Origin of the sequence: Bacillus sp. SJZ110 (genome assembly GCF_006715455.1) — a bacterium.
GTDB lineage: Bacteria > Bacillota > Bacilli > Bacillales > Bacillaceae > Bacillus > Bacillus subtilis.
This window is the reverse complement of the sequence record NZ_VFNF01000001.1, coordinates 244804-263130: the sequence shown is the minus strand read 5'-3', so window position 1 is coordinate 263130 and position 18327 is coordinate 244804. Positions and strand designations below refer to the sequence as shown.

Annotated in this window: 13 protein-coding genes and 1 pseudogene; 8 read left to right on the top strand and 6 right to left on the bottom strand. The window is 42.6% G+C overall.

From position 1 onward, the window contains the following. Positions 1-228 precede the first annotated feature (228 nt). From helD to FB592_RS01330, 4 genes are all read left to right on the top strand, one after another. On the top strand, positions 229-2553 hold the full coding sequence (gene helD / locus FB592_RS01345) for a DNA helicase IV (RefSeq protein ID WP_041850540.1): 2325 nt from the start codon (positions 229-231) through the stop codon (positions 2551-2553). A gap of 170 nt (positions 2554-2723) precedes the next feature. Next, positions 2724-4541 (top strand): assimilatory sulfite reductase (NADPH) flavoprotein subunit, encoded by a 1818-nt coding sequence (locus tag FB592_RS01340; protein ID WP_064671595.1) that lies wholly within the window; start codon positions 2724-2726, stop codon positions 4539-4541. 25 nt (positions 4542-4566) lie between these two features. Continuing rightward, on the top strand, positions 4567-6282 hold the full coding sequence (cysI, locus tag FB592_RS01335) for an assimilatory sulfite reductase (NADPH) hemoprotein subunit (protein ID WP_072175782.1): 1716 nt from the start codon (positions 4567-4569) through the stop codon (positions 6280-6282). A 255-nt stretch (positions 6283-6537) separates the two neighbouring features. Continuing rightward, positions 6538-8550 (top strand): Na+/H+ antiporter, encoded by a 2013-nt coding sequence (locus FB592_RS01330; RefSeq protein WP_141949173.1) that lies wholly within the window; start codon positions 6538-6540, stop codon positions 8548-8550. Positions 8551-8596: 46 nt separating this feature from the next. Here the strand turns inward: FB592_RS01330 and yvgO are convergent. Next, positions 8597-8770, bottom strand: a pseudogene (gene yvgO, locus FB592_RS01325) (stress response protein YvgO); the annotation flags it as partial. A gap of 109 nt (positions 8771-8879) precedes the next feature. On the opposite strand from yvgO, the gene FB592_RS01320 reads away from it, so the two are divergent. Next, positions 8880-10316, top strand: a complete 1437-nt coding sequence (locus FB592_RS01320; protein WP_141949172.1) for an SIR2 family protein — start codon at positions 8880-8882, stop codon at positions 10314-10316. A 331-nt stretch (positions 10317-10647) separates the two neighbouring features. Here FB592_RS01320 and FB592_RS01315 read toward each other — a convergent pair whose 3' ends face one another. Next, entirely contained in the window at positions 10648-11664 is a 1017-nt protein-coding gene (locus FB592_RS01315; protein WP_141949171.1) for a hypothetical protein, read from the bottom strand. Between the two features lie 446 nt (positions 11665-12110). Between FB592_RS01315 and pgoN the strand changes: the two genes are divergently transcribed. Beyond that, on the top strand, positions 12111-12941 hold the full coding sequence (gene pgoN / locus FB592_RS01310; protein ID WP_015483687.1) for a glyoxal/methylglyoxal reductase: 831 nt from the start codon (positions 12111-12113) through the stop codon (positions 12939-12941). 30 nt (positions 12942-12971) lie between these two features. On the opposite strand, the gene modB is transcribed toward pgoN, so the two are convergent. Continuing rightward, positions 12972-13664, bottom strand: a complete 693-nt coding sequence (gene modB, locus FB592_RS01305) for a molybdate ABC transporter permease subunit (protein WP_120363516.1) — start codon at positions 13662-13664, stop codon at positions 12972-12974. Further along, positions 13636-14418, bottom strand: a complete 783-nt coding sequence (modA, locus tag FB592_RS01300; RefSeq protein WP_072173511.1) for a molybdate ABC transporter substrate-binding protein — start codon at positions 14416-14418, stop codon at positions 13636-13638. Before modA ends, modB begins: the two co-directional genes overlap by 29 nt. A 110-nt stretch (positions 14419-14528) precedes the next feature. Between modA and FB592_RS01295 the strand changes: the two genes are divergently transcribed. Further along, positions 14529-15455 (top strand): substrate-binding domain-containing protein, encoded by a 927-nt coding sequence (locus tag FB592_RS01295; protein ID WP_049139750.1) that lies wholly within the window; start codon positions 14529-14531, stop codon positions 15453-15455. A 27-nt stretch (positions 15456-15482) separates the two neighbouring features. Here FB592_RS01295 and FB592_RS01290 read toward each other — a convergent pair whose 3' ends face one another. Together FB592_RS01290 and FB592_RS01285 are read right to left on the bottom strand one after the other, a co-directional pair. Beyond that, entirely contained in the window at positions 15483-17336 is a 1854-nt protein-coding gene (locus tag FB592_RS01290; RefSeq protein ID WP_049139699.1) for an LTA synthase family protein, read from the bottom strand. Positions 17337-17437: 101 nt separating this feature from the next. Further along, the gene (locus FB592_RS01285; RefSeq protein WP_049139698.1) at positions 17438-17920 is read right to left on the bottom strand and encodes a metal-dependent hydrolase; all 483 of its coding nucleotides are present in this window, start codon (positions 17918-17920) and stop codon (positions 17438-17440) included. 166 nt (positions 17921-18086) lie between these two features. Between FB592_RS01285 and sspJ the strand changes: the two genes are divergently transcribed. After that, complete coding sequence (sspJ, locus tag FB592_RS01280) at positions 18087-18227, top strand: small acid-soluble spore protein SspJ (RefSeq protein ID WP_003221612.1); 141 nt, start codon at positions 18087-18089, stop codon at positions 18225-18227. The last annotated feature ends 100 nt before the right edge of the window (positions 18228-18327 follow it).

Here is an 18327-nt window from a genome sequence, read left to right as displayed (position 1 = left end):
GAAAAGCACCTCCAACAGTGATCAATGTGAAATCATAAGAGAAAAAACCAATTTCGAGTTGAAATCGGTTTTTTCTGCATATAAATAACCCAAACCTTGATTGGTATTGGGTGAATGTGCTAAGATAAATTGTATTTGCCAGTTTCGTCATACATTCGATATATGTATCCAATTATATTTTACAGTATTTCATCTATGTTTGTCAACTATTTTCTGGAGGTGCCGTTCATGAATCAGCAGGATAAGGAATGGAAGGAAGAGCAGTCGAGAATAGATGAGGTGCTGCAGGAGCTCGAAAAAAAAGAGCGGTTTCTGGAAACGTCTGCGGGCGGGTTGAAGCATGATATCATCGGATTAAGAAAAAGCTTTTGGGAGGATGTTAAGGTTAATTTTGATGATGCCCATGAAGCGATTGAAACGATGGCAAGCATTAAGCAGCAGGCAGAGCTGCTGTCTGATCGGGAACACAATCATCGGCGCATGGATCAGCAGCTCAAACGAATTCATCAATTAAAAAAATCGCCTTATTTCGGCCGAATTGATTTTATTGAAAACGGCGAGGAGCAGGCAGAGCGAATTTATATCGGTTTAGCTTCCTGTTTGGATGAGAAGGAGGAACACTTTCTGATTTATGACTGGAGGGCGCCGATATCAAGTTTGTACTACAATTATTCCCCAGGTAAAGCGGAGTACGAGGTGCCCGGTGAAACGATAGAAGGGGAAATGGTGCTGAAACGCCAGTTTATGATCAAAAACGGCACTCTCAAGGCGATGTTTAATACCGATATGACGATTGGTGATGAAATGCTGCAAGAGGTATTAAGCCATCACTCCGATACCCAAATGAAAAACATCGTGTCTACGATTCAGAAAGAACAAAATCAGATTATCCGTAATGAAAAAAGCAAGATCCTGATCGTGCAGGGAGCGGCTGGCAGCGGGAAAACATCGGCTGCGCTTCAGCGTGTCGCTTATTTGTTATACAGGCACCGTGGCGTCATTGATGCCGGACAAATCGTTTTGTTTTCTCCCAACTTCTTATTTAACAGCTATGTCTCCTCTGTTTTGCCGGAGTTAGGAGAAGAGAATATGGAGCAGGCGACGTTTCAGGAATATATCGAGCATCGTCTTGGCCGCAAGTTCAAATGTGAAAGCCCCTTTGATCAGCTCGAATATTGCCTGACCGAAACAAAGGGAGGCGATTTTCCAACAAGGCTTGCGGGAATCACATGGAAGGCGGGTTTATCCTTTCAGCAATTCATTAATGAATACGTCACACGGCTTTCCTCTGAAGGGATGATTTTTAAAAATATTATATTCCGCGGACAAAAGCTGATCACAAAGGAGCAAATTCAATCCTATTTTTACTCATTGGATCAAAATCACTCCATTCCGAATCGGATGGAGCAAACCGCGAAGTGGCTGCTGAGTGAGCTTAACAAGCTTGAGAAAAAGGAACGGCGAAAGGATTGGGTCGTTCATGAAGCTGAGCTGCTTGACAAAGAGGACTACTTGGACGTGTACAAAAAACTGCAGGAAAGGAAACGGTTCAGCGAGAGTACGTTTAACGATTATCAAAGAGAGCAGCAGCTGCTTGCCGCCATCATTGTGAAAAAAGCTTTCAAACCGCTCAAGCAGGCAGTCAGGCTCCTTGCATTTCTTGATGTTTCACAGCTGTATTTGCAATTGTTTTCTGGCTGGGGAGGGAAATTTCAGCATGAGAAGATGGCCGTGATAGGTGAGCTGACCCGTTCGGCATTTACGGATAATAAATTGCTCTATGAGGACGCGGCACCGTTTCTTTATATGCAGGATCTGATTGAGGGCAGAAAGAAAAATACGAAGATCAAACATCTATTTATTGACGAAGCCCAGGACTATTCACCGTTTCAGATGGCTTACATGAGAAGTATTTTTCCGGCTGCCAGCATGACAGTGCTCGGTGATATCAATCAGTCCATCTACGCGCATACCATACACGGGGATCAGCGTATGGATGCGTGCTTTGAGGATGATCCTGCTGAGTATGTTCGTTTAAAGAGAACATACAGATCAACAAGGCAGATTGTCGAGTTTACCAAAGCGATGCTTCAAGATGGAGCGGATATTGAGCCGTTTAATAGAAGCGGGGAAATGCCGCTCGTTGTCAAAACTGAAGGACATGAGAGCCTTTGCCAAAAGCTCGCGCAAGAAATTGGCCGGCTCAAGAAAAAAGGGCACGAAACAATAGCCGTCATCTGCAAGACTGCGCAGCAATGCATACAGGCGCACGCCCACATGAGTGAATATACAGATGTTCGCCTGATTCATAAAGAAAATCAACCATTCCAAAAGGGTGTTTGCGTGATTCCGGTGTATTTAGCGAAGGGAATTGAATTTGACGCAGTGCTTGTCTATGATGCATCTGAAGAACACTATCATACAGAGCACGACCGCAGGCTTTTATATACTGCGTGCACCCGTGCGATGCACATGCTGGCGGTATTTTATACAGGTGAAGCCAGTCCGTTTGTAACCGCTGTGCCGCCTCACTTATATCAGATTGCTGAATGAAGAGAAGGGAGTCCTTCTCTTTTTTCTATTTACATGAAGCATAGCCGTTTTATCATTAGGATTCTTAATAGTTATCATCATGTAAATATATTTTACTTAAGCCTAGTATTCCGGTAAAGTTCAATTAGATGCAATTTTCGATCAGTTTATAACTTTGTGAGGTGGATACGTTGCAACTTCAGGTAATGAACAGTCCGTTTAATCAGGAGCAGGCAGAGCTCCTTAACCGCCTTCTGCCGACCTTGACCGAATCCCAGAAAATCTGGCTGAGCGGATATTTATCCGCTCAATCTGTTTCCGCCCAAGAAGCTGCGGGTGCGCCGGCGGCAGCTGTGTCTGCGGAAGCACCAGCACCGGCCGTTTCAAAAGAAGTGACCGTTCTTTATGGTTCACAGACGGGAAACGCACAGGGGCTTGCAGAAAATGCCGGCAAGCAGCTTGAACAGAGCGGTTTTCAAGTGACCGTCTCATCCATGAGCGATTTTAAGCCGAATCAGCTGAAGAAGGTAACCAATCTTTTAATCGTCGTCAGTACGCATGGAGAAGGCGAGCCGCCTGATAACGCGCTGTCGTTTCACGAATTTCTGCACGGAAGACGGGCGCCTAAGCTTGAAGACCTGCGCTTTTCCGTTTTGGCGCTTGGTGACAGTTCGTACGAGTTTTTCTGCCAGACAGGGAAAGAATTTGATCAGCGCTTAGAAGAACTCGGCGGAAAACGGATTTCTCCGCGCGTTGATTGCGATCTTGACTATGATGAACCGGCAGCCGAATGGCTTGAGGGTGTATTGAAGGGATTAAATGAAGCTGGGGTCGGAAGCGCCGCGCCTGCGCCGGCGGCTGCGTCACAAACCGGTGAGTCTTCGTATTCCAGAACAAACCCGTTTCGGGCTGAAGTGTTAGAAAATTTAAATTTAAACGGCAGAGGATCAAATAAAGAAACACGCCATGTGGAGCTGTCTCTTGAAGGATCTGGCCTGACTTACGAGCCTGGTGACAGCCTCGGCGTCTATCCGGAAAACGATCCGGAACTTGTCGAGCTGCTCCTAAAGGAAATGAATTGGGACCCGGAAGAAATTGTGACGCTTAATAAGCAAGGTGATGTCCGTCCGCTGAAAGAAGCGCTGATTTATCACTATGAGATTACCGTTCTCACAAAACCGCTTCTTGAACAGGCAGCCCAGCTGACAGGGAACGATGAGCTTAGAGAGCTTTTAGCCCCGGGAAATGAGGAGAATGTAAAAGCCTATATTGAAGGGCGCGATTTGCTTGATCTCGTCCGTGACTATGGCCCATTTAGTGTATCTGCGCAGGAGTTTGTCTCTATTTTGCGAAAAATGCCTGCCCGCCTTTATTCGATTGCAAGCAGTTTATCCGCAAATCCGGATGAAGTGCATTTAACAATCGGCGCAGTCCGCTACGATGCGCACGGCCGTGAACGAAAAGGCGTCTGCTCGATTTTGTGCGCGGAACGTCTGCAGCCGGGTGACACACTGCCGGTTTATGTACAGCACAATCAAAACTTTAAGCTTCCGAAAGACCCTGAAACACCGATTATCATGGTGGGCCCTGGGACAGGCGTCGCACCTTTCCGTTCCTTTATGCAGGAGCGTGAGGAGACGGGAGCGGAAGGAAAGGCATGGATGTTCTTTGGCGATCAGCACTTTGTCACGGATTTCCTTTACCAGACAGAGTGGCAGAATTGGCTCAAAGACGGTGTGCTGACAAAAATGGATGTGGCGTTCTCACGTGATACGGAAGAAAAAGTATATGTGCAGCACCGCATGCTCGAACACAGCGCAGAATTGTTTGAATGGCTTCAAGAAGGAGCGGCTGTTTACATTTGCGGAGATGAAAAGCATATGGCGCATGACGTCCATCACACATTACTTGAAATTATCGAAAAAGAAGGCAATATGAGCCGCGAAGAAGCGGAGGCTTATCTTGCCGATATGCAGCAGCAAAAACGCTATCAGCGTGATGTATATTGATTTGACTTGAAAGGAGTTTTTCAACATGGTGACCAAAATTCTAAAAGCACCGGACGGCTCTCCAAGTGATGTTGAACGCATTAAAAAAGAAAGTGATTATTTGCGCGGCACGCTGAAAGAAGTGATGCTCGATCGAATCAGTGCCGGAATTCCGGATGATGATAACCGCCTGATGAAACACCACGGCAGTTATTTGCAGGATGATCGGGACCTCCGAAATGAACGCCAAAAGCAGAAACTTGAGCCCGCATATCAGTTTATGCTGCGCGTGCGTATGCCAGGGGGCGTCTCGACGCCTGAACAATGGCTTGTCATGGATGACCTGTCCCAGAAATACGGGAACGGCACATTAAAATTGACGACACGTGAAACGTTCCAAATGCACGGGATTCTGAAATGGAACATGAAGAAAACCATTCAGACGATCCACTCAGCACTTTTGGATACGATCGCAGCCTGCGGAGACGTAAACCGTAACGTCATGTGCGCATCAAACCCTTATCAATCTGAAATCCACTCAGAGGTATACGAGTGGTCTAAAAAATTAAGTGATGATCTACTGCCGCGGACGAGAGCCTATCATGAAATTTGGCTTGATGAGGAAAAAGTTGCCGGCACGCCGGAGGAAGAAGTCGAGCCAATGTACGGACCGCTCTATCTGCCGCGGAAGTTTAAAATCGGTATTGCCGTTCCGCCGTCTAATGATATTGACGTCTTTTCACAAGATCTGGGATTCATTGCGATTGTCGAGGATGGCAAGCTGATCGGTTTTAACGTGGCAATCGGCGGCGGTATGGGAATGACGCATGGCGATACTGCGACATATCCGCAATTAGCCAAGGTGATCGGATTCTGCCGGCCTGAGCAAATGTATGACGTTGCTGAAAAAACGATTACGATTCAGCGTGATTACGGCAACCGTTCTGTCCGTAAAAATGCGCGGTTCAAATACACAGTTGACCGCCTCGGTTTAGAAAACGTAAAAGAAGAATTGGAAAACCGTCTCGGCTGGAGCCTGGAAGAAGCGAAGCCGTATCATTTCGATCATAACGGCGACCGTTACGGCTGGGTGGAAGGCATTGAGGATAAATGGCATTTTACGCTGTTTGTCGAAGGCGGCCGTATAACGGATTACGATGATTATAAGCTGATGACGGGCTTGCGGGAAATCGCCAAAGTTCATACAGGCGAGTTCCGGCTGACGGCCAATCAGAACTTAATGATTGCGAACGTTTCAAGCGATAAAAAAGAAGAAATCAGTGCTTTAATTGAACAGTACGGACTAACTGACGGCAAGCACTATTCAGCGCTTCGCCGCAGCTCGATGGCATGCGTCGCTCTTCCGACCTGCGGATTGGCAATGGCTGAAGCAGAACGTTATTTGCCGACCCTGTTAGATAAGGTTGAAGAGATTATTGACGAAAATGGCCTTCGTGATCAGGAAATCACCATTCGCATGACAGGATGCCCGAACGGCTGCGCACGTCATGCGCTCGGTGAGATCGGATTTATCGGAAAGGCGCCGGGCAAATATAATATGTATCTTGGCGCTGCGTTTGACGGAAGCCGTTTAAGCAAAATGTATCGTGAAAACATCGGTGAAGCAGACATTTTAAGCGAGCTGCGCGTCCTTCTTTCCCGCTATGCGAAAGAACGCGAGGAAGGCGAGCATTTCGGTGACTTTGTCATCCGTGCGGGCATTATTAAAGCAACAACTGACGGTACGAATTTTCATGATTGAGAAAACTAAGAAGAGAGACAGGGAATAGCTTCCTGTCTCTTTTTTCTGTAATTTGCTCTGCTGCAAAAAAGTTCACTGTGAGCATATCATGAGAAAAAATACCCTAAAAAGGGTACTATAAAAGAAGACAAGTGTGGAGGGAACTCCTGCGAAACCACATAGCGGATGCAAGGCCAGACTAGCTTAGCGGCTTTTAGACAAACAGATTTTTTGGCTCATCATGCCGACACACAACAGACGAAGGAGGTCATGCATTTGGACATATTTTTAGTTGTGCTCGTATTATTAACGATTATTGCGATTTCTAATATCGTGAACCGGTTTATTCCGTTTATTCCGGTGCCGCTGATTCAAGTGGCTCTTGGGATTCTTGCCGCCTCATTTCCACAGGGACTTCATTTTGAATTAAACACCGAATTGTTTTTTGTTCTTTTTATCGCGCCTCTGCTATTTAATGATGGAAAGAGGACACCGCGGGCAGAGCTTTGGAATTTAAGGGCTCCGATTTTATTGCTTGCACTCGGCCTTGTATTTGCGACTGTGATTGTAGGCGGCTACACGATTCACTGGATGATTCCTGCTATTCCGCTGGCAGCGGCCTTTGGACTTGCGGCCATTCTTTCACCGACTGATGTCGTCGCTGTCAGCGCATTATCAGGAAGAGTGAAAATGCCAAAAGGGATTCTTCGCCTGCTGGAAGGTGAGGGGCTGATGAATGACGCATCAGGTCTGGTGGCCTTTAAGTTTGCGATTGCAGCGGCAGTGACTGGTGCATTTTCATTAGCACAAGCGGCTGTCAGCTTTGTCTTTATTTCTCTCGGAGGCTTGCTGTGCGGGGTTGTCATTTCATTTTTGATTATTCGTTTTCGCCTACTTCTGCGCCGCCTTGGCATGCAGGATGTCACGATGCATATGCTGATTCAAATTCTGACGCCATTTGTGATTTATTTGGCAGCTGAAGAAATCGGCGTTTCCGGCATTTTAGCTGTTGTGGCTGGCGGTATTACCCATGCGGTTGAGCAGGATCGTCTGGAATCAACGATGATCAAGCTGCAAATCGTCTCCTCAAGTACGTGGAACATTATTTTATTTATTTTGAACGGCCTGGTCTTCGTTATTCTCGGCGCGCAAATCCCTGATGTTATTTCTGTTATCTTTAACGACACCGCCATCAGCAACATGAAGGTGATCGGCTATATCCTAGTCATCACATTTACGTTAATGCTCCTCAGATTCCTGTGGGTGCTGTTCTTCTGGAACGGCAAATGGTTCTTTAATAAAGATCAGAACATCTATAAACCGGGTCTTCGTTCGACGCTGTTAATTTCGATTTCCGGTGTGCGTGGAGCAGTAACGCTTGCGGGTTCTTTCTCCATTCCGTATTTCCTGGAGGACGGCACGCCGTTTCCGGAAAGAAATCTGATTCTCTTTTTAGCAGCCGGCGTTATTTTATGCACGCTTGTCATTGCCACCGTTGTGCTGCCGATTCTGACTGAAAAAGAAGAAGAGGACGAGGAACGAAACAAGAAGCTGCTGACGGCGAGACGCAAATTGATCAAAACAGCCCTTCAAACGATTAAAGAGGACATGAATGAGACAAACAAAACGGCCTCTCTTGCGGTGATAGCTGAATACAATGAGAAAATGAAAAATCTTCGTTTTCAGCAGTATACATCATCTAATCGCATTAAGAAGCACGAGCGAAAAGTCCGTGCGCAAGGGGTTAAGGCTGAGCAAGAGGCGCTGATGAAAATGCTGGAGCGGGGTGACATCCCGGAAGAAACAGCAAATGTGCTGCAAGAACGATTTAACGAGTTGGAAATTTTGTATGCGAACCCGTTTAAAGTCGGATTATCAAAAACAAGGCTCAAGAGGCTGATGTATTGGATTTTCTTCGGTGAACATAAAAAGCCGGAGATGTCGATTTTAAATGAAGCGGGATTGATACGGGCAACAAGAGTGAAAACGGCAAAAGCAGCGATAGAATATTTGGAAAAACATAAGACGGAAGAGCATAAAGAAGTGTTTTTATCTGTCATTACATTCTATAAGCAGTTAATTTTCAGGCTGGAGCACAGCCATCATGAGTTAAAATCAAGCGCCCATTTTGAAAATCAGAAGCTGGAAGTGAAGCTGAAGGCTGTGCAGGCGATCAGAAATGAAATTCAAACGCTCTTCGAGGAAAGAGAAATTTCCCGGGACATCTCCCATGAGCTTCGCCAATACATTAATGATGTCGAAGCCGCCATGCTTGAAGGCGGCGAATAAATGCAGCAAAAAAGCTGGTGCGTTAAAGCGCCAGCTTTTTTCTATATTAAGGGCGATGAAATGTGACAGTGCTGCCATCCCGGTCGAACCAGCCTCTGAAGGCCCAGTTGATCCAGCCGCCATCGCCTTTGTTTGTAAAGGTTCCGTCTTCAAATACCCAAATGCCATACGTAATGCCGTCGTAAACGGCTGAGCCGTAAAATTGCACACCATTTAAGTGTCTTCATATTTATAATAGAATAAACAGTGAAGGAAAACGCATATATTGGTAGACCTATTTACCCTAACCCATTACACTAAGAATATACCATTATTTTGGAGGTGTTATAATGTCAATCTACGAAACATACATAACTGAATCATTAACAAGATTAAGAACTGTATTAGATGACAGTGGGACTAGACCTATATTATTTGCTGGTTCGGGTTTATCACGAAGATACTTAGGCTCACCAGATTGGTTAGGTTTACTGGAAAAACTAATTAAGCTAAATCCGATTATAAAAATGCCTATTGGGTATTACACGCAAAATACAAATAATAATTTACCTGCTGTGGCGTCAGCATTAGTTGATGAATATCAATCATACGCTTGGGAACAGTATGAGAATGATGTTTTTCCCAAAGAGTTATATGACCATTCCTATTCTAAAAGTATATTTTTGAAGTCACAAATTGCACAAATACTTGATGAATTATCAGAGGCGTTCCACGAGAAGGGGCATCCACATTCAATAGAATTAGAAATTTTAAAAACGTTAAAGCCTCATGCTATTATAACAACTAACTATGATTCTTTGTTAGAGAATTTGTTTCCTGAATTCAAAGTTGTCGTTGGACAACAAGTAATTAGAAAAAAAGAAGCTACTAACATTGGTCATATACTAAAAATCCATGGGTCAACCGGTAGACCTGATGAAATAATCATTTCAGAAGAAGACTATGAATTATTTCATAGAAAACAAAAATATTTGACCGCCAAGTTGCTAACTTATTTTATGGAACACCCTGTTATTTTCTTGGGTTACTCTGTCACTGATTCAAATATTAAAAGTATTTTAGCTGATATTTCTGAAATTGTAAGTGGGGATAGCGACGAAGTTGTAAACAATATTTGGTTTATTGAGTGGAAACAAGAAGAGATTGACCCAAGTATTAGACCTCCTATGGATAAACCGATAGATCTTGGTGAAGGAAAAAGCATAAGAGTTAATTACATGTTAGTAAACTCGTTTGAACGTTTATTTGAAAGTTTATATCAAGATTCTGCAATGGGAATTAACACGTTACGGGAACTTCAAAACAACATTTATAACATTGTAAAAAGTAAAACTATTACTGACTTGGAAGTAGATATAGTAAACGTACAGAACATTACCGACGAAAATAGTTTAGCAAGGCTTATCGGTCTTAGTAATGAAGATAGCACATCTTCTGAAGAAAGAATCAATCTAATGGGGGTCGCTACCATAGCAGACCATGAACAGTTAATAGCCATGTTTCCTATGCGAATATCAGATGTTGCAGACAAGCTAGGATTATCATATTGGTATTACGTAGACAAAGCTATAAAACAAATACATAATGAAACAGGTTTCAACTTAAAAGAATCCAATAATATTTATCATGTTGATATTGGGATCAAACAACCTTTACATCGCTATTCAAAAGAAGCCTTGGAATTATTAAGAAAGGTACTAAATAATGAAGATTACTCTATTATAATAGATGATGCTGGTACAGAAGTGGCTGTAACAAGAGGGTAATAATGAGACAGAAGAAGACCGACGTTAATCGGTCTTTTTGTATGATTTCCTTTTCCATTAACGCCTTAAAACGAGACACATAGGAGGCAACGTTCTTTCAGAGTCCCCACGTTTAATAACTGATACGCAGTAGATACTACGTTTACTTAATATGACTGATTAAAAATACATACATAACGTTACCGATACGAATAATCCATGTTAATCCAAAGGGAATTAAAACGTGAAGTAATGGACGTGGTTGGTACCACGGGGGACGGGGGTACCAACCGCTTGGAGAAAGGTGTGTTGAATGTATTTATAAACAAAGTTGAACTTAGGGAATTATATGTTACTTTGATAAATCTGAATTTATTTTACTTAAATTAAGTTTTGTTTCTTTCTTTAATTTTTCTTTTCGTTTTGCTTCAATTTTTTCTTCGAGAATTATTAAGATAGCAGTTCTAAGTGTATCAAAGTTTGCTAAGCATTCTTTTTCAGTTAATTGGTGAACACCCTTACTTAATATACCGTAAACAAAAGTATTATTTTCCTTTAGGAAGTCAGGAACATATCCTTGTTCATGAAGCATTTTTACTTTTTCTTTCATCTTTGATTTCATGAATTTTTGTTCATCAATTTTGTTTTCAGCTTTAGCTTGTTCAAGTTTTTCAAAGATAAGGTTCTCGAAAATTCTACGTAAATAAAGAAAGGAAGCTACGCCATAATTATGTGTTTTTAAGATTGTTGCACTATTTAATTCTTTAATTATATCTTTGTTTTTCACAATCTTTTTATATTCTTGCAGAGAATTATCAAAATCCATAATGGAAGGATACTGTCCTGTCTTTATTAGATAATTATCCTTGGTTAAGTGAAATATTACATACATCCTATGTTTTTCTTTAGAAGTACACTCAAAATTCATTTGAAATGACCTATTTTCATCAAGTATATTCTCTGTAAATTCTTTGTATCTTTTGGCAAATTCTTCGTAAGCAGACTCTTCGTACAACTCATATTCTTTCGAAGCCCATATATATGAATACGTTGAAAGTATGTGGCCTTTATATTCCTCATCTATGTCCAGTCTTTTATAAATAATGGGAGTTTCTTTTTTACAGAAAGGGCAATAGTGATAGAAGTTATGTTCTTTTAAAACCATGCTTTTTAAGAATCTTAAGTCCTTACCTTCTATAAATTCAGTATGATTAATGATTAATGGTCCTGTTTCTTCATCATAACTTAGAATTTCTTTTTCATCCTTAGTTTCGACGGATGTTTCAATTTTTATTTTTGTATATAACGGGAAATTGAATAATAAATGGGCACCTCTTCCAATGAAATCGCTTAGTTTTTCAAACCGCATTAATACCACCCCTAAAAATTATTAGATATATAATATTTTAATCCTGACTCTTTAATGGGTGCAACGTAAAGTTAGTCAAAATTGCTTATAAACGGTAATTGCAGGGATTAATAATACTCAACGGACGAAGGGTGAAAAGAGTAAAGTGTATTGACAATTTAAGCGAAGAGGGGCATTTGTCAAAGCGGCATCAGGCGCAATTGTCATTGGAATACGAACGCGTTTCAACGTGGTTCCTCCTTTGTTGATTGTGGGTTACACTATTCAATACCCTTGCAGCTTTTCTTATTATCTCAATATTGTTTAAATGAAAAAATAGTATGTCGGTTTAGCGGTACTGTGAAAAAAGAAGCAAAAAGAGGGTCTTAAGCGTATTATTGGTATCGGCTGAGAGGAATGTGAGATAATATAGACGCTTACATTTCAGTGAAAGGGTGGATGTTCAAGTGCCAACAAGTTTAAAAGATACTGTAAAGTTACATAACGGAGTTGAAATGCCTTGGTTCGGTCTGGGTGTTTTTAAAGTAGAAAATGGTAATGAAGCGACTGAATCAGTGAAAGCGGCAATTAAAAATGGCTATCGCAGTATTGATACAGCAGCGATCTACAAAAATGAAGAAGGCGTTGGCATCGGGATTAAAGAATCCGGTGTGGCAAGAGAAGAGCTCTTCATCACATCAAAAGTGTGGAATGAAGATCAAGGCTACGAAACAACGCTTGCTGCCTTTGAAAAAAGCCTGGAAAGATTACAGCTTGATTACTTAGATTTATATTTGATCCATTGGCCTGGCAAAGATAAATATAAAGATACATGGCGCGCGCTTGAAAAGCTGTACAAAGATGGCAAAATTCGCGCGATCGGCGTCAGCAACTTCCAAGTTCATCATTTAGAAGAGCTGTTGAAAGATGCTGAAATCAAACCGATGGTGAACCAAGTTGAATTTCACCCTCGTTTGACGCAAAAAGAATTAAGAGATTACTGCAAAGCGCAAGGCATTCAGCTGGAAGCGTGGTCTCCGCTCATGCAGGGACAGCTTTTGGATAACGAAGTGCTGACACAGATTGCTGAAAAACACAATAAATCTGTGGCTCAAGTGATTTTGCGCTGGGATCTGCAGCATGAAGTTGTAACCATTCCAAAATCCATTAAAGAACACCGTATCATCGAAAACGCTGATATTTTTGATTTCGAATTGTCTCAAGAAGACATGGACAAAATTGACGCATTAAATAAAGATGAGCGTGTCGGCCCAAATCCTGATGAGCTTCTGTTTTAATCAAAAAACTCCCCGTTATGGGGAGTTTTTTTAGTGCGTTTTTTTCTGTTGAATGAAAAACAGCATCAAAAAGGAAATGACAACAATACAGACGACCCACGCCCAAGCAAGGGTATTGTTGCCGGAATCCAATGCGACATATATCGCCGTCGGCAGTGTTTGCGTAACACCGGGGATGTTTCCTGCAAACATGAGTGTTGCGCCAAATTCTCCGAGCGCCCGCGCAAGGCTGAGGATGCTTCCGGTCAGTAACGAAGGATAGGCAAGCGGGACGGAGATATGGATAAACACTTTCCATCTGCTAGCGCCGTCTACCATTGCCGCACCTTGTATATCGGGATCAATGTCAGCAAATCCGTTTTTGGCTGATTGATACATAAGCGGAAAGGCTACAACAGCCGAGGCGATCACAGCGGCCCACCAGGTGAAAATGACAGGCTGCTGGAAAATCCACTCGATGGCTTGTCCGATGAAGCTGTGCTTTCCGAAAATGACGATCAAAATAAAACCGACAACAGTAGGCGGAAGAACGAGCGGAAGCATAAAACATGTTTCGAGTGCCGTTTTTCCGAAAAATGATGCCCGTGACATCCATGCTCCAGCAAGTGTTCCGAGAATAATGACAACAATTCCGGCAACTGCCGCCACCTGAAAGGAAAGCACAACGGGTGTGAAAAATTCTGAAGTGCTTATGCTACTCGGCAGTAAAGCCATATTTCTCAAATACTTTCATTGCTTCATCAGATTGCAGGTATTCGTAAAATTCCTTCGCTTCCTTACGGTGTTTTGTATCTTTTACGATTCCTAACGGATAGACAATTGGGCTGTGTGTATCTGCTTTTGCCTCGTCAATAATGTTGACCTTTTTCGAGACCAGGGCATCTGTTTTATAAACAATACCTGCGTCTACATTGCCGGTTTCAACATAAGAAAGAACTTGGCGAACGTCTTTTCCATACACAATTTTATCCTTCACTTTTTCCCATAAAGACAGCTTTGTCAGTGATTCTTTCCCATAAGCTCCTGCCGGTACGGATTCCGGAGTGCCAAGGGCGATTTTTTCTGATTCAGCCAGATTGCTGAAGCTTGTCACAGGTGAATCTCCGTTTTTCGGTACGACCAGCACAATTTCATTACCGACTAAATCAGTGCTGTCTTTTTTTGCGATATCTCCATCATCCACCAGCTTTTTAAATTTATCCTCAGCAGCTGAGAAGAACAGATCTGCTCCTGCTCCTTGAGAAATCTGTTTTTGCAAGGCGCCGGATGAGCCATAGTTATCTTGGATGGTAATATTTTGATGCTCTTTTTCATAATTTTTTTGGATTTCCTCAAGTGCATCCTGCGCGCTGGCGGCAGCTGAGATGGTTAACGTTACTTTTTTCTCGCTGTCCGTTGAAGACTGGTTTGAAGAACAGCCTGCTGCAAGGAGAAAAGCAGTTAAGGCTGCGATGAAAATAGAATACTTCTTAAACATGATTGCACCCCTTATCATTAGATATAACTAATTATAACTGATTATGTTTGGTTTATGTGGGTTTTTTTACATTCGGCGAAAAGGTATAATAAAATAGGAGAGTGATGATGATGAATGAAACCTCTTCCTATACGATAGAAGAAGTTGCAGGTCTGCTGAAGGTATCAAAGCTGACCGTTTATGATTTGATTAAAAAAGGCGTGCTGCCTGCTTATCGTGTCGGAAGGCAGATGCGTGTGGATGAAGAAGATTTAAAGCAATATAAAACGAATATGAGAATGTCTCAGCCCATCGCTGCAACAGAAGCGCCGAAACAGGTGCAGGAGGCTGAGCCGGACGGCAGACCGAATGTCATGATCAGCGGACAGGACATTTCGATGGATCTTCTCAGCAAGCATTTGGAGAATGCCATTCAGGAGACGCCGCTCCGTAAATACAAAGGAAGCTTAAACAGCCTGATTGATATGTATCAAGGCAAGTGTGACATTGTCAGCCTCCATTTGTACGATGCTGAAACGGGCCAGTATAACGCTCCTTATGTAAAACGGATTTTGACAGGTGAACCGTTTTGTCTCATCAATGTCGTTCTCCGCAAAGCAGGACTGTATGTGAAAAAAGGGAATCCGAAAAACATTCAAGGCTGGAAAGACTTGAAAAGAGCCGATATCCGGATCATCAACAGGGAAAAGGGTTCTGGCGCAAGGGTGCTCCTTGATGAACAGCTTGGCTTGTTTGGTGTGAATCCGGCTGATGTAAAGGGATACGGCGATATCGTGACCGATCATTACGCTGCCGCTTCACAAGTTTCAAGCGGACAGGCTGACGCGGGAATCGGGGCGCAGCACGCGGCACATATGGGCAGTGTTGATTTTATCCCGCTCATCGACGAACAATATGATATCGTTGTTTTGAAAAAACATGAGCAGCTGCTGAAAGCCGTGAAGGAGATTTTGAATTCTGAGGAATACAAGGCGAATTTGTCTCATTTAAACGGCTATGAAACGAAGCTGACTGGCAAGGTGATGTTGGAAACGTAAAAAATCCCTCTTGATAGAGGGATTTTTTCATTCGGAAAACCTGAGCAGGTCACCATTTAAAATTTTATCAGAGAGAGAAAGTTCTTCGTTTGCTTTCTCCTTGTAAGGGAGGCACGCATCCTGATCTTCCAGCACTTCACCTGTTTTTTGGCTATAGCACGTGTTCTTTGTGTATATATAATCGTTCGTAATAAAGCTGCCGTTTCGCAGAACGGCGAATGGGGTGCGGTCGCCCGACAGCAAATCATTGCCGAATTGGATATCGCCTTTTGTCTCAACGCCGAGCAAATGCATCAGCGTCGGCCTGACGTCGACCTGTCCCCCGGCATCAGGGATGGTTTCCGGCTTTTGATCGGTGATTCCCGGGATATGTATGATAAACGGCACCCGCTGGAGCTGAACGTTGTCATACGGTGTGATTTCGTCTTTCCCTAAAAACTCAGCCATGGCCTCGTTATGGGCTTCAGAAATGCCGTAATGATCTCCCATAAATACGATCATCGAATTTTCGTATAAGCCTTCGTCCTTCAGTTTTTTGATAAAATGCTTCAATGCCTCATCCTCATAGCGAACCGTGGTCACATAGCGGTTTAACAGATCACTGCTTGAATCGAATTCATCTATCAGCTGATCCTTTTCATCAATCTCAAACGGAAAATGATTCGTTAACGTGATAAAACTGCTGTAGAACGGCTGCGGCAGGCTTTTCAGCTTTTCGGCGGACTGCTCTAAAAATTCTTTGTCTTTTAAGCCCCAGCTTGTCGATGTCCCGGGAGTGACATGAAAATCATCAACATCAAAAAAGCGGTCAATGCCAAATGTATCGTACATGACATCTCTGTTCCAAAATGTTTTATGGTTAGCATGAAAGACGGCTGAATAATAATCGTGCTGCTTCAGCGATTTATACATCGTATGAAATTGATGGTCGCTTTTCGTGAAAAAGACGGCGCCGCTAAGGGAAGGATACAGCGAGTTAGCAACGATGAATTCTGAATCAGATGTTTTCCCTTGTTCTGTTTGCTGATAGAAATGATCAAAGGAATAGCTTTTTTTAATGAGATCATTCATAAATGGGGTAATTTCTTTTCCATTTACTTTTTCATTCAGAACAAAGCTTTGGGTCGATTCAAGTGTTACAAAGATGACATTGCGCCCCTTTGCAAGACCGAATTTGCTTTGATCAGGCTTGCTGTAATCAGCCTCTGTATAGTTTTTAATGGCAGTTATACTGTCTTCATCGGCAAAAGCTTTCGCGCTGATATTAACAGTCTGAGAAATTGTATCGTAAATATGGAACTGAAACAGGCCGATGCTTTTGACTAGCATTTCCCGGTCAAAAGAATGTGCCAAAAGCTTCGGCTGCTGTACTTCTGCAAGTGCCAGTGTGCATAAAAGCATGCCGCAGGAAGCTGCATAGTACCGTTTGATCGTGCGGGGAGCGGCTTTTGTCTGTGGGTGTTTGGTTTTTCTGGCGAACAGCAGCAGAAAAACCAAATCCACAAACAGGGCGATAAACAGAGGATGGAACAATTCTTTTACACTGCTTCCCATATCGCTCATGTTGCTCGCCTGAAATAAAACCGGAATGGTAATAAAATCGATATAAAAGCCGTAAAAAATCGTATTAGAGATCAAGATAACAGTCAGAACCAAATTGGCAATCAGCAAAAAAGCCCGCTGCTTGTTTCCTTTCAGAAGCAGGCCGATCCCGAATAAAGGAAGAATAAAGCTGAGCGGGTTGACCAGCAGCATTAGCTCCTCCAACAGAGTATCGATTTGCAAATCAAAGCCGAGTTTATATATCACATACGTTTTGATCCACATAAATAAGATCGAAAAACATAAAAACCGCTGATTGTGAAAAAAGGTTCCTTTCATCAATATGACTCCTCACGTTTTCTTGATCATCTGCATGAAATGCTTCTTAAGTAAAACCTACTAAAAACAGCCGGTTCAGACAAGTCTCAGCACTCATGTGTTTAAAACATGCGCCCATGAAACAGCATATAAAAGTAGTAACATGAAGCAAGGGTCAGGCCGGCTAGCACGAGCTGCTCAGAAAAACTGCCTGTCTTCATATATAATGGAAGCCGAACGCGGATCGTTGAAGGGAATAATAATTTGATTCCGTTCACCGTCCAAGCGTCAAGAAACAAGTGGCTCGCCATTCCGATCATCAGGCCGGCTGATATGTTTTTATCTGGAATGTATGTAGAAGTGATAAAAAACATGATGAGCATAAACAGCAAGCTGTGTGTAAATGTACGATGGCCAAAAACGGAGCTGACCACTTTCGATAAAATAGGAAATTTTCTCCCGATTTTGCTTTGTGTGTGGCAGATATCGGGTATTAATGCTCCAACCGCGCCTGACGCAGCCATAAGCACTGGATCAAATCCATAATAATAAGCCGCTGCCGTACAAGAAGCGATGCCTCCCATGATGTGTGTTTTTCCTGTCATTTGCCGCTTCTCCTTTTATCTTTTGCAAAAAATCTCTGAATTACAAATATATCAAGAGAATGTATGTTTGATCAACAGGACTTTGGACGATAAAAAATATCCCGCATAATTTTTCAGGAAAGAGGCATCTTAAACATGTACCTATTTTTTAAAAGAGGTGATACGAATGGGTTTCTTTAATAAAGATAAAGGAAAACGTTCCGAAAAAGAAAAAAACGTAATCCAAGGAGCTCTTGAAGATGCTGGTTCAGCTCTAAAAGATGATCCGCTTCAAGAAGCTGTGCAAAAAAAGAAAAATAATCGATAACCACATGCGGATAGAGCTTGGCTCTATCCGTATTTTCCATCTGTTCCCTTTGACAGATCATCCTTTCTTTGATAACCTTCTGGGAGTAACTGAATAATTA

Bases quoted from the DNA above. Each gene is read 5' to 3' on its own strand.
- helD (WP_041850540.1), top strand. From the start codon at position 229: ATGAATCAGCAGGATAAGGAATGGAAGGAAGAGCAGTCGAGAATAGAT.
- cysI (WP_072175782.1), top strand. From the start codon at position 4,567: ATGGTGACCAAAATTCTAAAAGCACCGGACGGCTCTCCAAGTGATGTT.
- FB592_RS01320 (WP_141949172.1), top strand. From the start codon at position 8,880: ATGTCAATCTACGAAACATACATAACTGAATCATTAACAAGATTAAGA.
- FB592_RS01315 (WP_141949171.1), bottom strand. From the start codon at position 11,664: ATGCGGTTTGAAAAACTAAGCGATTTCATTGGAAGAGGTGCCCATTTA.
- modA (WP_072173511.1), bottom strand. From the start codon at position 14,418: ATGTTTAAGAAGTATTCTATTTTCATCGCAGCCTTAACTGCTTTTCTC.
- FB592_RS01295 (WP_049139750.1), top strand. From the start codon at position 14,529: ATGAATGAAACCTCTTCCTATACGATAGAAGAAGTTGCAGGTCTGCTG.
- FB592_RS01290 (WP_049139699.1), bottom strand. From the start codon at position 17,336: ATGAAAGGAACCTTTTTTCACAATCAGCGGTTTTTATGTTTTTCGATC.
- FB592_RS01285 (WP_049139698.1), bottom strand. From the start codon at position 17,920: ATGACAGGAAAAACACACATCATGGGAGGCATCGCTTCTTGTACGGCA.
- sspJ (WP_003221612.1), top strand. From the start codon at position 18,087: ATGGGTTTCTTTAATAAAGATAAAGGAAAACGTTCCGAAAAAGAAAAA.